This is a genomic window from Calothrix sp. FACHB-168, assembly GCF_963889195.1.
GTDB lineage: Bacteria > Cyanobacteriota > Cyanobacteriia > Cyanobacteriales > Nostocaceae > Aulosira > Aulosira anomala_A.
Genome location: NZ_CAWPNJ010000051.1, coordinates 43,832 through 58,815, shown reverse-complemented (window position 1 = coordinate 58,815; position 14,984 = coordinate 43,832). Strand labels below are relative to the sequence as shown.

Annotated in this window: 13 protein-coding genes and 2 pseudogenes; 9 read left to right on the top strand and 6 right to left on the bottom strand. The window is 41.1% G+C overall.

Features of this window, described 5'->3' with window-relative positions; genetic code table 11:
* Positions 1-714: hypothetical protein (locus AACW45_RS38485; RefSeq protein WP_373462103.1), on the top strand; the 714-nt coding region annotated here is incomplete at its 5' end.
* Positions 715-860: 146 nt separating this feature from the next.
* A complete protein-coding gene (locus tag AACW45_RS27585) occupies positions 861-1,745 on the top strand; it encodes an acyl-CoA dehydrogenase family protein (protein ID WP_242045780.1) in 885 nt (294 codons plus the stop codon).
* Here AACW45_RS27585 and AACW45_RS27580 read toward each other — a convergent pair.
* A pseudogene (locus AACW45_RS27580) lies at positions 1,731-4,719 on the bottom strand (Tn3 family transposase). The gene AACW45_RS27585 and the pseudogene AACW45_RS27580 sit on opposite strands and share 15 nt — an antisense overlap.
* Positions 4,720-4,777: 58 nt before the next feature.
* Positions 4,778-5,269 (bottom strand): double zinc ribbon domain-containing protein, encoded by a 492-nt coding sequence (locus AACW45_RS27575; protein WP_339385097.1) that lies wholly within the window; start codon positions 5,267-5,269, stop codon positions 4,778-4,780.
* A 105-nt stretch (positions 5,270-5,374) separates the two neighbouring features.
* Here AACW45_RS27575 and AACW45_RS27570 point away from each other — a divergent pair, with 105 nt between their 5' ends.
* Entirely contained in the window at positions 5,375-6,259 is an 885-nt protein-coding gene (locus AACW45_RS27570) for a tyrosine-type recombinase/integrase (RefSeq protein ID WP_190636276.1), read from the top strand.
* A gap of 243 nt (positions 6,260-6,502) precedes the next feature.
* Here AACW45_RS27570 and AACW45_RS27565 read toward each other — a convergent pair.
* A pseudogene (locus AACW45_RS27565) lies at positions 6,503-7,015 on the bottom strand (LLM class flavin-dependent oxidoreductase); the annotation flags it as partial.
* A gap of 685 nt (positions 7,016-7,700) precedes the next feature.
* On the opposite strand from AACW45_RS27565, the gene AACW45_RS27560 reads away from it, so the two are divergent.
* Positions 7,701-8,141 carry a bifunctional diaminohydroxyphosphoribosylaminopyrimidine deaminase/5-amino-6-(5-phosphoribosylamino)uracil reductase RibD gene (locus AACW45_RS27560; protein WP_190636274.1) on the top strand — a complete coding sequence of 147 codons (441 nt, stop codon included), beginning with the start codon at positions 7,701-7,703 and terminating at the stop codon, positions 8,139-8,141.
* A gap of 110 nt (positions 8,142-8,251) precedes the next feature.
* On the opposite strand, the gene AACW45_RS27555 is transcribed toward AACW45_RS27560, so the two are convergent.
* Both AACW45_RS27555 and AACW45_RS27550 read right to left on the bottom strand, forming a co-directional pair.
* Positions 8,252-8,410: a hypothetical protein gene (locus tag AACW45_RS27555; RefSeq protein WP_190636272.1), complete on the bottom strand. Its 159-nt coding sequence runs from the start codon at positions 8,408-8,410 to the stop codon at positions 8,252-8,254.
* A gap of 20 nt (positions 8,411-8,430) precedes the next feature.
* Positions 8,431-9,396, bottom strand: coding sequence for a sulfurtransferase (locus AACW45_RS27550; protein ID WP_190636270.1), 966 nt, complete (start codon positions 9,394-9,396; stop codon positions 8,431-8,433).
* 311 nt (positions 9,397-9,707) lie between these two features.
* Between AACW45_RS27550 and AACW45_RS27545 the strand changes: the two genes are divergently transcribed.
* Together AACW45_RS27545 and AACW45_RS27540 are read left to right on the top strand one after the other, a co-directional pair.
* Complete coding sequence (locus AACW45_RS27545; protein WP_190636268.1) at positions 9,708-10,160, top strand: HAD family hydrolase; 453 nt, start codon at positions 9,708-9,710, stop codon at positions 10,158-10,160.
* A gap of 76 nt (positions 10,161-10,236) precedes the next feature.
* Positions 10,237-11,424, top strand: a complete 1,188-nt coding sequence (locus tag AACW45_RS27540; protein WP_190636266.1) for an RNA-guided endonuclease InsQ/TnpB family protein — start codon at positions 10,237-10,239, stop codon at positions 11,422-11,424.
* Here the strand turns inward: AACW45_RS27540 and AACW45_RS27535 are convergent.
* Positions 11,414-11,872 (bottom strand): GNAT family N-acetyltransferase, encoded by a 459-nt coding sequence (locus AACW45_RS27535; RefSeq protein WP_313933811.1) that lies wholly within the window; start codon positions 11,870-11,872, stop codon positions 11,414-11,416. The genes AACW45_RS27540 and AACW45_RS27535 overlap by 11 nt on opposite strands.
* 190 nt (positions 11,873-12,062) lie before the next feature.
* Between AACW45_RS27535 and AACW45_RS27530 the strand changes: the two genes are divergently transcribed.
* The 3 genes from AACW45_RS27530 to AACW45_RS27520 all read left to right on the top strand — a co-directional run bounded on the left by AACW45_RS27530 (position 12,063) and on the right by AACW45_RS27520 (position 14,845).
* Positions 12,063-12,950 (top strand): NAD(P)-dependent oxidoreductase, encoded by an 888-nt coding sequence (locus tag AACW45_RS27530; RefSeq protein ID WP_190636264.1) that lies wholly within the window; start codon positions 12,063-12,065, stop codon positions 12,948-12,950.
* A 33-nt stretch (positions 12,951-12,983) separates the two neighbouring features.
* Positions 12,984-13,931, top strand: coding sequence for a zinc-binding dehydrogenase (locus AACW45_RS27525; RefSeq protein ID WP_190636262.1), 948 nt, complete (start codon positions 12,984-12,986; stop codon positions 13,929-13,931).
* Positions 13,932-14,164: 233 nt separating this feature from the next.
* Entirely contained in the window at positions 14,165-14,845 is a 681-nt protein-coding gene (locus AACW45_RS27520; RefSeq protein ID WP_190636260.1) for an HAD family hydrolase, read from the top strand.
* Positions 14,846-14,984 lie beyond the last annotated feature (139 nt).

Here is a 14,984-nt window from a genome sequence, read left to right as displayed (position 1 = left end):
CCGAGCGATCGCAACACGCTACGACAAACGTGCTACAAACTTTCTAGGTGCAATTTATCTGGCTGCTTCTGTCATTTGGCTCAATTGATGACACGCCCTAGAGCGATCGCACAATTAATTGACGATCCCCATTGGCAACTATCTTTAAGTCGCCAATTAGGGGATGATGGCGCACACTCCCTTAATAGTCGCCTCCGAGTACAGGAGTTGTTAGGCTATGACCCCATCAATGAGATTCAGCGACAGGTAAAAGAACATTGGGAATTTATGGGTGATTCTGCTGTGCGGGATTGGTTGGGATTCGCTGCATTTCAAATCCATTATGAGCTTCATGTTGTTGGGCCATTCCTGCTGCAAAGCCGAGTAGGTCGAATTAGCGACCCCAAAACCGCCAGCTATTTTGTAGACAGAATACTACCTGATGAAGCAGCTCATCGGTTAGCGGTCATTGATTGGTGGAAGCAAATTTATGATAAAGCATCAGCAAATGAGCGAGCCGAACTAGCTCAACGACTGTTAGAGCGAGATGAAGAGATTCAGCAAAGACGCACGAACTATCTTATAGACCATTGGGATACTGCTCATAAAGCCAAGGGTATTACCGGAGTTGATGGTATTAACGCTGTTTACGACGGTTGGCGCAGAGAAGTTCTCGCTTATCTCCTGGATACTCCCGTTGAGCAACTACCAAAACTTTTGAGCGTGAGCCAATGAATTTTAGATTACGGAAAAATAAACCGCAGAGGACGCAGAGTCCACAGAGGAATAAGAGTTTGAGCGGTTTTGTGCGTAAGTCCTATGAAATTTTGGATTAACAAAGAATCTAAAATCGGGGACTTATTATTAATTTCCCATGCCCAATGCCCCATGCCCAATGCCCTATATATAAAACCATGACTCAAATTGAAGAAAAAGTTATCGATTCTACCTTGCAGTTTTCGGCTGCTGTTACGCCTAACTCGCCGGAATTGCAAACCCTATTAGACTATATCGCTCTGGGTGCAAGTGAACGCGATCGCGATCGCATTTTGCCTTTTGATATTATCGACCTCATCCGCAGTTCCCGGTTGGGTGCATTGCGAATCCCCGTTGCAGAAGGTGGTGCTGGTAGTTCAGTGCGGGAGCTATTAGAGGTTGTGATTCGCTTGGGTGATGCCGATCCTAACGTCGCTCACATTGTGCGAAATCACTTCTCCGTCACAGAAAGAATATTGCGTTCTCAGCGCAGCGAAAGGAATCGTCGCTGGCTCAAAGCTGTCGTCGATGGCGCAATTATTGGACTGGCGGCGACAGAACTAGAAGCCAAACGCTCTGGTGGCGGTCAAGTCGTGAATACAAAATTAACACCCGATGGCAATGGCTATCGTCTCAATGGTAAGAAGTATTACAGCACTGGCAGTATTTATGCAGACTTAATTTTCGTGCGGGTGTTAGCAGCAGATGAAACGAATGCCTTCATCCTCATTCCGCTCAACCGCGAGGGAATAGAGCTTGTAGACGACTGGGACGGTTTCGGACAAAGGCTAACAGGTACAGGCACAACTACCTTCACCAATGTTCGTGTCGAAGCAGATGAAGTCATCTTAGAGACAGATACAGATAGAGACAACTTACCTTACAACATCGTCCCGCAAATAGGGGTACAACCGGATACGTGCAAAATGGGACACGTTGTAAAGTTATGTAAACAAAAACTCTACAACCCTTACCAGAACTACCTTCAAAATTTATCAAGCCAAAACTAAGAGATTGTCATCATCCAACAAATTCGGCACAGTCTCCATATCAATCAAGTAATCGCCAAAACGCTTAATATGACTTGTCATATAAGGACTCAACGCCGCCACATCTTCACGAGTAATCAAATAACCAGACTTCAGCAAATCCCGCAAAATCTCAGTCAAATCCACAACATTGTGGAAGATCACAGCATTAGCAACCAAATCATTATATTTAATAATCTTCTCCTGCTCGATTGGGTCATTATTAGCAATAACCCCAAAACCACCGAAGAAAAACCACTTTGAGAAACCGTTATAAGACTCAACAATATTCGTTGCCGCAGTAATCTGTTGTCGTAACTTCATATCCGAAATATATTGCAACAGAAATACCGTCCTAATTACCCGTCCTAACTCCTGAAAAGCCTGGTATAATCTGTTTTTGCGACTATAGTTACCCAGTTTTCGTAACAGCACCGCACTGGAAATCTTGCCAGTTTGAATCGAAAGTACAACCTGTAAAATATCTTGCCAATGGGTTTGAATTTTCTCCCAATCAATCGCATCCTTGAACAAAGAATCAATATGCTTGTAAACCGTATCATTATCTGGGCGAAAGAAATTTAAATCCTTCCAATTCCGAATCCGGGGCATTAACTTAATCCCCAACATATGTGACAGAGCAAATACAGGCGTTGACTGTCCCTGAGTATCTGCGTGAATCGTATGAGGCTGAATATCAGAAAGATTTTTCAACAAACCCTCAATAATGTAAACAGCCTCCCAAGTTCCGCAGGAAATAAAATGGCTAAACAAAGCCACATAGGTATCGGAAACATGGTGGTAAGCAATTCCTCCGTAACCACCATAGCGGATATGATACTCAGACAGCAGATTCTCTTCATAGAGTTTCGTACTTAGTCCCATCAGCCGCCGCCGTTGTCCCGTCACCCCAAATGCTCGGAAGCTTTAAAACATTGTAGCGATTAATAATATCCACAAGCGCTGCATTCAGTTTATCCACACTCACATGACGGCGATTAACAAACGATATTTCCTTACTTGTGACAATACCCCGCATATGTCTTGCAGCTTGAGTCGGCCCCAAATTACAACCATAGGTGAAACTAGTCAACAAATAACGTTCCGTCGCCCGTTCTAACTTCGGGTCGCTGCCGCTCATCGGCCCAAAATGGCGTGTAAAATTAGTCCAATAATCAACATTCCGCAGAATATCAATCAAATTACGTTCACCAAACCTTTGTTCCACAGCCTCAAGTAAAGTCTTAGCTGATGGACTCAAATCATGACGCACAGATTTTTTTAATACAGGTTCACCCAAATCATTAATCACAAGTTGACGATTATCTGGATAACCAGCATCCACTTTAAAAGCCGTATCAGTTAACAAAGACTTGAGTTGTTCAACAAAATCAACTGCATTATTAGCAAAACCTAAATCTCCACAATACTGGTCAATCAGTGGTAAACATTCTGACCAAGGCAACAACTGTTCTCGATGGTCAGCGTAATTCTCACTTCCCTTGACGCAAATATCCCCCGACCTCAATTCAGCCGCTAGGTAGTAAAAAACACAAACTTCCAGATGGCGACGCACAATTTTAGTTTTGTTTCCCTGTTCAACGAATAAAAGTTTCTGCCATTGAGGAGAAGCAAAATCTAAATCAATAGTATTATTAAAGAATTGACCCCGCCGTGACTGATTTTCTAAAATAAAATTCAATGCCTCCACTACACTTTGTTCGTTGGTAGTAGATGAAAAATTCAAAGCACCTAGCAACCGGAAAAAAGTACTGCGGTGACTTTTATAAAATTGCCACAATAGGGGGAAATAATTATTTCCCTTATAGGCATTTATTGCTTCACATTCACTTAAGAGTTTTTCAGCACCACCAGATGGAATGAGTATTTGATTAACTTGCTCTACCTTATCAATTTTATCGACCTTAACGACAGCCCCAACTTCTGACGGGTCATCAACCAATACTTGTAGAACATTAGTGAAAACTCCCAGTAACTTCTCAACGCTTTCTTGATATCTTTGTTTGATAAGTTCTAACTCTTTCTTAGCATTATTATGAATTAACTGCATTTTTTTGAGAAACATTTCAACCAAGTTATCTCGCGTTATCACGCTGGCCGAGTAAATCAGGCATAATATTAGAGTAATTCGTTTTGGTAAATTGAACTCTTTGATTTCACTCGCATCTAATGCTCTCGCTTCGGCAGCAAAGTGTTGAATCTTAGCTGCTGTCATATCAGCAAGGAGTGGTTTAATATCTCCCAAAGAATCAAGCCAGATTGAATGTACAATTAAATCATTGAGGTGATTGCGGGTCGGGCGTTTAGGAAGTTGCTTGAGATTATTGTAGAGACTTCTATATTCTACTGGATGATTATCTAAAAGGTCGAGTAGGCGTTGTTGATAATCATTACTTAGGCGACTAAGTACCAATTTAAATAGATTTTGATTGACTACATTCCTAACTCGGCGTACTAATCTATTTAATGTGTTAAATCCTGGCAACTCATATCTATTTTTAATCAGTTCGGCAATAGCTACATTCATTAAATCAGCAGGATTATCCATCACCTGGGCTGATTCATTCACCGCAGCTACCGCTAAATGTAGCGCAGTTTGATTAAAAGATTTAACTTGAAGATATTCGCGGATAGCTGTTCGATGTCGATACATTGTTTTGTTATTTTCATAACCCAAAAAAATATCAAGAGCCAATTTTAAATGACTGCGAATATGGTTAATGATTTTCAGTGGGATATCTGCAATCGATGGAAAATAACCCAGTCTTTGGAATGATTTTAAGATGACGAGCAGGCTCAAAATATTACTTTCACCTTTCGTCGTATTGTAAGCGAAAGCAATTTCAGATTTAGTTGGAGTATAAATCTCAGTAAGTTCTTTGGTGGTAAATTGGCGTTTGAATCTAGGATAAGCGGTACGTTCAATTGATGTCACGCTGGTATTGATGGATTGTCCATACTGGTATTGCTTTTATAGATATAAAACAAAATCTTCACTTTTTCTTGGTTCGAGAGTTTTTTCTCAAAGCAAGTTCTCTTTTACTACCAATTTCAACAATCGTATTTTTGTAATAAAAGCCGCAATAAGGACAATAGGAATGCTTGAAAGTTGTCACTGACTTGCTGCATTTGAGACAGTGATCAACAAGCTCAAACCCACACATAAAGCAGTACAATGACCTGATATCGTTCCAAATCGGTTCTGTGGGTGTCCCTGGAGTCCAGCATTGGGGACAAAATTTAGTACTGGTAAATGGTTGCTGTATTCCCTCATCGCTACAAATTCCTTCTAAGTACTCAATTGGTATCGATAAAGCCCTAGCTAGCCCCCGACGGGTTTTGTGATTTAATCTCGTCGTGATCCCCCGTTCTATTTTTCCGTATGTATGCAGGTGAATACCAGCCTGATGAGCTAACTGATTTTGACTCATCTTTAATTCCACGCGCAACCGCTTAATGTAGTCGCCAAGAGGTGACTGTGGCATGGGTGTATTCAAAGTATCCATCAAGAATCATCATTATTATCCTAAAAAAGATATATTAAATAATGATTGTTTGTCTCGATAGAAATTACATAACTTGGAGATAAATTGACTGTTACTTTAGCCACTGTTATTACGGAGTTTTTGTCTCGTCCGGATTTAGCTAAAAGTACCAGACGTACTTATGAATTGGTGTTGAAACCAATACTTGGAGAATACGGAATTTGGGCGATTGAAATTATCGGTAAGCAGACTTTAATGGAGTATTTAAGAAGTTTGGATGATTGCAGCTATACAACTCATCGCAAGTACCAAGCTATACTACAAAGTTTGTTTAATTTCGCTGTGGAGCAAGGTTATATTAAGTTTAATCCCATTAGTGGTTTAAAACAGCGTCAACCAAATCCTGATAGAGGAGAACATAAAACTGATTCTCTAGTGCGATATTTAACACCTGAACAGTTAAATATCCTTTATGATTCTGTTAAATCTGACCTACGTATGAATGCTATAGTGCATCTTCTACATCGCTCAGGTTGCCGTATATCAGAGCTTTTAGCGTTAAATATACATGATGTTAACCAAGACTTATATAAATTTCAAGTAGTTGGTAAAGGTAACAAACAGCGTTGTTGCTATTTTAGTCATGGGGCTGCCGAGGCATTAAGTAAATATATCAAATATGAGCGCCACAATACCGTAGATGCACTCTTCACAGCACAACAGCCAGTGACTAAAGTTGTTAGTAGAATTAGCTATCGCACTGTGCATGAATATTGGCGAGAGTTAATAAGTGTATATCCGGAGTTAGTTGGAGTCAGAATCCACGATTTACGGCATACTTTTGCTACTGAGCGTGTTGGGCTAATGGGTATTGAGGAATTACGGGCACTGATGGGTCATGAAAATATTCAAACAACTCTACGTTACCAAAAAGTTACGTCATCTAGGGCCCAAGAAGTTGCGCGTCAGGCTCTAAAAAGTTTAACTTAAATTCTTAAGAGTTTATATTTTGACAATGCTTTTTACTATAAAGAGTGAAATTATTATGCTAATATTCAGCACGAGTTTTTACACAAAATAATCATATTTTTGCTGGTAGTTGAAGAGAAGACACTATACTCTGCGTCAAGAGAGTGAGTTTTGGGAAAAACTCACTCATAAAGTTTGCATTATTGCAAGTATATTAACAAAACTTTGCATCGTGTCCCATTTTACACGTATCCCGGTTGTACCCCAACTATCCCACAATCCTTTGACCACTTCTACAAACTCTTCCGCCCGTTCATAACGCAGGCTGTGATCTGGGTGATGTTCCAGTCCAAAATTAGCGGCGGCGTTATCATTACCTGTGGTAACTACATTCCAACCGGCGCGTCCTTTACTCAAGTAATCTAGAGAAGCAAACTTCCGTGCTAGGGTGTAGGGTTCTTCGTATGTAGTTGAGGCGGTAGCGATGAAACCGATGTTTTGAGTGACTGAAGATAAAGCAGAGAAGAGTGTAACAGGCTCGAAATGGGCGATTTTACCATTACGACACTGATTTTCGCCACCGTTCCCCCAAACTCCTGGGCTATCTGCAAGAAAGACTGCATCAAATAACCCTCGTTGGGCTGTTTGGGTAATTTCTTTGTAATGCTCGAAATTCAACCCTGCATCTATTTGGGTGTCAGGGTGTCGCCATGCAGAGATATGATGTCCAGTGGCTTGAATAAATGCACCTAACCGAAACTGACGTTTTTTACTCATCGACTTTGTTCTCTTCTTCAATAATACGGTTCGCTAATAGCGATCGCTTTTCTCACAACATCAGTCATCATTTGACTGCTGCTAAAAAACTTTGGCTGATTCCTAACTGCTCAAAACTCATTGCTTGACTTGATAACCTGACACATCTTGGTCAAACCCTTATCAATAGCTAGTAAGTGACTTATGAAAAGACGAAAGTTTAAGCTTTCCACTACTGACATACGCCCAAAAAATAATTGTATCTGGATGGCAGATTTATAAAATCCTTTGACTGTAAGGCTTTGAGGTAATCATGTCTGGTACAGGCATTCACCTATAACTGGACAATCAAGATACAGCTTACACAATCCATCCAAAAAAAGATGTGCTGGCAAACACAAGTATATGATATACGAATTATTAGGTTATCAAACATTAAATATTGCAAAGTATCTGGTTAGGGGCTAGGAACTAGGGAAGGTAGGGCGTAGGGTGTCGCAGAGAAACCATCGCCCGCAACAAGGATATTAAAGCTATTTGCAGGTAAATAAACCACGCTGTAGGGGCACGGCACCAGTAAAATTATTGCATGTACCAAAAGATTGTCGGTGCCGTGCCCCTACTACGACAGATGTGCTTTAAATAGGTGAAAACTGCTGTAAAAAAGTTATTTGCTGGCTAGCTTTTCATACAGAGATTTAACAAGATGAACGATAAATTTATGCTGGCTGCTTTAGCTCAAAGCAAAACAGCTTTACCAGAATGCTTACCAAACCCACCAGTAGGTTGTGTCATAGTCCATGCTGGCGAGATAGTAGCAGTAGGATATACCCATTCACCAGGAAAGCATCATGCTGAGGCTGATGCACTTACTTACATTCAAGGTCAAGATTTAGCGTTTTTGCAAATGTACGTCACTCTTGAACCTTGTTCTTTTCAAGGACGCACACCTTCTTGTGCTTTGGCGATCGCAAAAGATCCACGCATTCAAGAAATATATGTCTCGCTAGTCGATCCAGATCCGCGCAATAACGGTAAAGGATTAGATATTCTCAAAGCAGCAGGGAAAACGGTTCATGTCGGTTTGTGTGCCGAGGAAGTGAATCATTTTCTGGAAAAATATCTATTCAAGGGTTTGGAACTGTAACAGAACTTCGTAATCTTTGCCAAATAATAAATAATTCTGAGTGATGTTTTCCATCACTCAGAACTTGATTGAGGACAAGGAATCAGTGTAAATTCTAGGGGAGTATTGTACTAAGCGCCGGAGCGATCGCTTGTAGAATTTGGCGGTTGTTCTTGACTTCTGCGACAACTAACTAAGTTATCTTGCGGGGAATTATTAGCTGCAAATACATCTACTACTGGGAACAATGTCATCATAGATGCTGCAATTAACAAAATTGCATATTTCATGGATTTTTCCTGATTTGGTATTAGGTTACTTTCTCATCTCCAGTAGCTACTGGTAAATCTTTCTGGGCGCTATATTCTGTCCAAGAACCCTCATAAATCCTGACTTTTGGATAACCCAAAAGATGCTTTAAGACTACATATTGTAATGTTGCTTCTCGTCCGGTGCTACAAGAAACAATAATATCATTTTTGGGGTCAATCTTTTTATCAGCGAGAATCTTCTTAATCTCGTCTAATGACTTTAATTTGTGAGGATTCTGAGCATCCATAAATGTTACCCAAGGAATATTCCGCGCTCCTGGAATATGTCCGTTACGTATCCAAATATTTTCTTCACCTCGGAATAATTTTTCAGGACGAGGATCGATAAATGTCACTCCTGGCTTACCAATCAGTTTTTTCACATCATTTAAACTAACGCGAACTGAAGGGTTATCTTTGACTGTGAATTTACCAACTTTGTACTGCGGAAATTCTTTGGTGACATCTTTTGCAGCTTTATAACCTGTATAGCCACCGTCTAAGACAGCGATATCTTTTAATCCAGAACGTTCTAGTAAATAAGCAACCATTGTTGCGCCTAAAACATCTCTACCATCTGAATATACAAGCACGCGGCTATTATTTGTTAATCCTGAATTGGCAAAGATTTGTCCTAACTTTTCGTTATTCCAATACTGTACTGGTAAACCTTCTCTGGGGCCGCGAAAAGCAGTATCAGCGATATTTACAGCACCAGATAAATGTCCCTCTATATAGTCGAGAGGAAAATTCCTGACATCTAAAATTCGTAAATTTTTATCTTGAGAATTTTCTGCCAGCCAATTAGGCGAAACAAACTGAATTTTAGCGCTAGGGTTGGCTGAAAATGCTGATAATGGTAATAAAGGAATCAAAAATGCCGCAAAAAATATTGCTAATACAGCAAAAATTTTCGGCTTAAGCTTGGTTTTTTTTAACCTGGACAAGAAATATTTTAAACTCATGTTCGCACTCCCTAAATATCTCACACAAATATTGTGTAATTCTGCAAAATAATTTCTAGTGCATCCTTGATTACAGGCTGCACAAAATCATTTTTATTTGCCTTCGCAAATAAAATACTGTAAATTTATCGATTAAACGTACTTAATATAAATTAGCATCTCATGTCCAGCAAAAGAACACAAGTAATGGAAATTGCCAAAATGACACTTTATCTATCAATATTTTGTATTTTCAGCATAGATTTAACCAATGATAGTTGATTAGTCATGCGTTTCGTGACAACACACCCTACAGGTGAAATAAAGTAAATATGGTGAAATTAGTAATGTTTGATATTGATGGTACTCTGACTGAATCCAATCACTTGGATAATGAATCATATTTACAGGCTTTGTCGGAAGTATTTGCTGTCTCGGAAGTATCAAGCGACTGGGCATCATATACTCATGTAACAGATGCTTGCATTTTGAAAGAAGTTTGTCAGAGTAAACTTGCTAGCATTCCTACATCGAGAGAGGTTGAAGTATTTCAACAGCGTTTTTTAGAATTACTCGTTGATGGCGCACAAGCAAGTGATGGAGTCAAGGCGATACCAGGTGCATTTGATATGTTGCAAAGGCTACTTTTGTCTGATGACTATCAGGTAGCCTATGCGGGAGGCGGTTGGGCTGCATCAGCGATATTCAAGTTAAAATCTGCTCATCTAACACCCCCAGGAGACTCCCGCCGAACCCGAAGTTTGGCGGTGAGAGGAATGGGGTGAGCGACGAGTGAGTAATTAAACTTTGGTGCATAGCGAGTTGTAAGTATTTCACAGATTTAATGGTAAAATGTGAGGCGTGGAAAAAGCCTACCGTTACAGAGTGTATCCAACTGCCGAGCAAGAACAGATATTGCGCCGGACAATTGGCTGTGTGCGACTGGTTTTTAACCGAGCCTTGGCAGCGAGAACCGAAGCTTGGTATGAGAAACAAGAGCGAGTAGATTACGCTCAAACCTCCACCATGTTGACGCAGTGGAAAAAACTCGAAGACCTCCAGTTTCTCAACGAGGTGAGTTGTGTACCATTGCAACAAGGCTTGAGACATCTGCAAACTGCTTTCACTAATTTCTTTGCGGGTAGGGCGAAATACCCCAACTTTAAAACCAAACGCAGTGGCGGTAGTGCAGAGTTTACCAAGTCTGCTTTCCGTTGGAAGGATGGACAAGTCTATTTGGCTAAGTGTTCTGAACCACTGCCAATTAAATGGTCTAGGCAACTGCCAAAGGGATGCGAACCTAGCACCATCACAGTTAGACTTGAACCCTCTGGGCGTTGGTTTGTCAGCCTGAGAATTAATGATCCGTCTGACGAAACTTTGCATCCAGTTGATAGTGCTGTGGGGTTGGATGTTGGGGTGAGCAGTCTTGTTACCCTGAGTACGGGTGAAAAAATTGCTAATCCCAAAGCGTTTGACAAACACTATCAAAAGTTGAGGAAAGCGCAGAAGTCCTTGAGTCGTAAACAGAAAGCCTCTCGCAACCGAGATAAAGCTAGGCTCAAAGTTGCTCGTATTCAAGCTAAAATCTCTGATGCAAGAATTGACCATCTGCATCAACTGACAACTCAACTGATTCGTGAAAACCAAACGATAGTAGTTGAGGATTTGGCAGTTAAGAATATGGTCAAGAATCCAAAACTTGCTCGTGCTATCAGCGATGCTGCATGGGGCGAGTTGGTGAGGCAACTGGAATATAAAGCTCTTTGGTATGGTCGAACCTTGGTAAAAATTGACCGATGGTTTCCCAGTAGTAAACGCTGTGGGCATTGCGGTCACGTTGTTGAAAAGTTGCCGTTGAATATCCGAGAGTGGGATTGCCCCAACTGCGGGACACGCCACGACCGGGATATCAATGCAGCTAAAAATATTTTGGCCGTGGGACACACGGTGACAGTCTGTGGAGCGAGTGTAAGACCTGATAACCATAGTGTTAAAGGGCAACTACGAAAAACCCGTAAGGGAAGGAAACAGAAACCTAAGTCGTGAGTCTTAGGAATCCCCCGCTACACCCGCTCATAGTTAGCGGTGGGAGGATGTCAAGTAAAGCTACACTGGCTGGATTGGGTAAAGCGATCGCAGCAACAACGTTATAAAATCCTTGCAGTTGCAGTAACTTCAATAGCGCTGTATACAAGGCTTTGGCAATTCCTTGGCGGCGATATTTTTCACCGACGTATACGGAAGATTCTACAGACCATTGATACGCTGCACGGGTACGATAAGGACTAGCATAAGCATAGCCGACAATCTCACCATTAATTTCGCAAACTAACCAAGGCATCTGCTGTTGGTAGCTCTCGATCCTCTGTTGAAACTCAACTTCGCTTGGTGGTTCTAACTCAAAAGAAATCGTCGTTTCGCGGACAATTGGCGTATAAATTGCCAGCATTTGTGATGCATCTTGTTTATCGGCTAGTCTAAGTCTCGTTTTCACTGTGATTGAACACTTGCTTTCTCAGAACAATTTGTGATAGTTTTCTGTTTAGAGCTAAAGTACGGTATTTCAATCAATTTACCGTATTTTATTTCATAACTCAATCTCCAAACCCATGCTGAACAAAAAGTACTGGTTGCGAAATACGCGCATCAGTACTTATTGCGCAGCATTTTGGAATTAAGCTTCCATGCAAATACAAACTGTTGGTATTTTAAGTCCTGGTGACATGGGACAGGCGATCGCATCTGTACTCAATCGTCATGGATTAAAGACAATTGCGGCTTTAGAGGAAAGGAGCGATCGCACTCGACAATTAGCAACCGCCGCTAATGTTGAAGATGTCGGTTCAATTAAACAACTGGTAATTGAATCAGATATTGTGCTATCAGTTCTAGTTCCCGCAGCCGCCACTGAAGCTGCAAGCCAAGTAGCTGAGGTAATAGGTAATGTTGGTAAGAATATTTTATATGTTGATGCCAATGCCATATCACCCCAGAAAGTCAAAAATATTGCCCAAATCATCGAATCACAGGGTGGACAATTTGTCGATGCATCAATAATTGGCCCACCTCCACGAGTTCCCAATCGTACCCGCATCTATGCATCAGGAAAACAGGCTGTAGAACTCCAACAACTGCGCGATTATGGCTTAGATATCAGGGTAATTGGCGATGAAATTGGTAAAGCTTCTGGGTTAAAGATGTCCTACGCAGCCCTCACAAAAGGATTGACAGCAATTGGCACAGAATTACTAATTGCTGCCCATCGCCTCAACTTAGATCAAGAATTGTGGGATGAAATAACGACTAGCCAACCAGAACTAGCAAAAATACTGACTCGTTCTCTGCCATCCATGACACCAAAAGCACATCGATGGATTGGAGAAATGGAAGAGATTGCAGATACATTTCAAGCCTTAGATTTAACCGAGAAGATTTTTCAAGGCGCAGCTGATGTTTACCGCCTAGTCAAAGAAACCTCTTTAGGTAGAGAAACACCAGAAGAAAGCGATCGCGATCGCTCATTATCAGATATAGTTACCACCCTGTCCCAAGAATCTTTAAAGAGTCAATAGTCAACCGTCAACAGTTTAGTTGTCCCCCTTCCTATGAGTAAAATACGTGCCGTTGTAGTCGATCCTTCTGTAGCTGGGCGTTTAGTACTGCGTGATGTCGATGCACCTACCCCAGCGCCTAACGAAGCTGTGATTCGCGTAGCAGCCATTTCCTTGAATCGGGGAGAAATTAGACGTTCAACCACCGCAGAAGCAGGCTGGCGGCCTGGTTGGGATTTGGCGGGTGTGGTAGAAACCCCGGCTGCTGATGGTTCCGGCCCGGTTGTCGGCACAAGGGTTGTCGCTTTACTGCGGGGTGGCGCTTGGGGAGAATTGGTTTCAGTTCCAACTCACTCACTAGCAGAATTGCCACCCTCAGTATCTTTTGCGCAAGCTGCCACATTACCAGTAGCCGGGTTAACTGCCTACCATGCTCTACTCAAAGGCGGTTCAGTTTTAGGACGCTCAGTATTAATTACAGGTGCATCTGGTGGTGTAGGATACTTTGCAATTCAACTAGCAAAACTTAGTGGCGCAAAGGTAGTGGCGCATATTCGCCGCCCAGAGTTTGAGTCTTTCGTGAAAAATGCTGGTGCTGATTCTGTAATTATTGGTGAAAGTATTGCCGCAAATGATGAATCTGCTCCCTATCACCTAATTGTTGAGTCAGTAGGTGGTAAAACATTAGGCACAGCTTTGAGTTTGTTGTCAAAGGACGGTACTGTTGTGCTGTTTGGTGTATCAGCAGGTGCAGAAGTAACATTCAACGCCCAGCAATTTTTTGCTACAGGTGGCGCAAGTTTGTACGGTTTAATATTATTCCACGAACTACAACGAGAATCAGCTGCCATCGGACTTCAAAGACTTTTACGTTTAGTAGAAACCGAACAATTACGTCCTCACATTGATATTGAAGGTGATTGGACACAAATAGCCGATGTTGCCCAGAAATTATTAGATAGAACCTACCCAGGCAAGGCAGTATTAAACATTTCTAATTAAATCTTTCCAGTCATTAAAAATAGCCAATAAATTTTTCAACAGTCAACAATTCAGGTGATCTGTAGGGGCGGGTTCACCCATATTCGGGTTATAAAAGCGAAGATATTTGTAAACCCGCCCGTACCGCATTCAACAGTCAACAGTCAACAGTCAACAGTCAACAGTCAACAGTCAACAGTCAACAGTCAACAGTCAACAATCAACAATCAACCCCTATCAAATTTTCGCGATTAATGAATAAATTCAATTTAGTAATTTTTGATGGCGATGGTGTGCTTGTAGATAGTGAAATCATCGCCAATGTTATTTTGTTGGATATGCTCAATGAAATCGGCTTATATCTAACTTTAGAAGATGTGTTCGATATTTGTGCTGGTAAATCTACTGCTATTTGTCTAGAAACTATTCAAGATATTCTCGGTCAACCTTTACCAAGTAAGTTTGCTACTGAATTTGAACAACGCACAATGCAAGCTTTTATAAAACACCTCAAACCAGTGCAAGGAATACATGATGTTTTAAGTAAACTTAATCTTTCTTTTTGTGTAGCCTCAAATAGTAGCCATCAATGGCTCAGACAAGCTTTATTAAAAACAGATTTATTCAGTTACTTTGCTGGAAAAATCTTTACTGCTACAGGAATTATACGTAGTAAACCCTATCCAGACGTATTTTTATATGCAGCCGAAACGATGGGTTTTTCTCCAGAAGAATGCCTGGTAATTGAAGATACGCCAACTGGCGTGATGGCTGGAGTAAATGCGGGTATGACTGTATTTGGTTATTCAGAGTTAACGAAACCAAAAAAACTCAGAGAAGCTGGTGCATCTGTTGTATTTAATGATATGAGATTATTACCAAAATTGCTGGAGCAGGAAAATAATTATCTTCTTAGTAGTGCTATTGCTATTTAGGCAGATGGCAGATGGCAGATGGCAGAAGGGAAGAAAAGTATTATGTAGGATGGGTAATGCTTACTTTCAGTTATTTTGATAAAGGGAATTGAAGGCGCGATCGCTATTCTATAAACATCATTCTCTTGGGTACTTGATT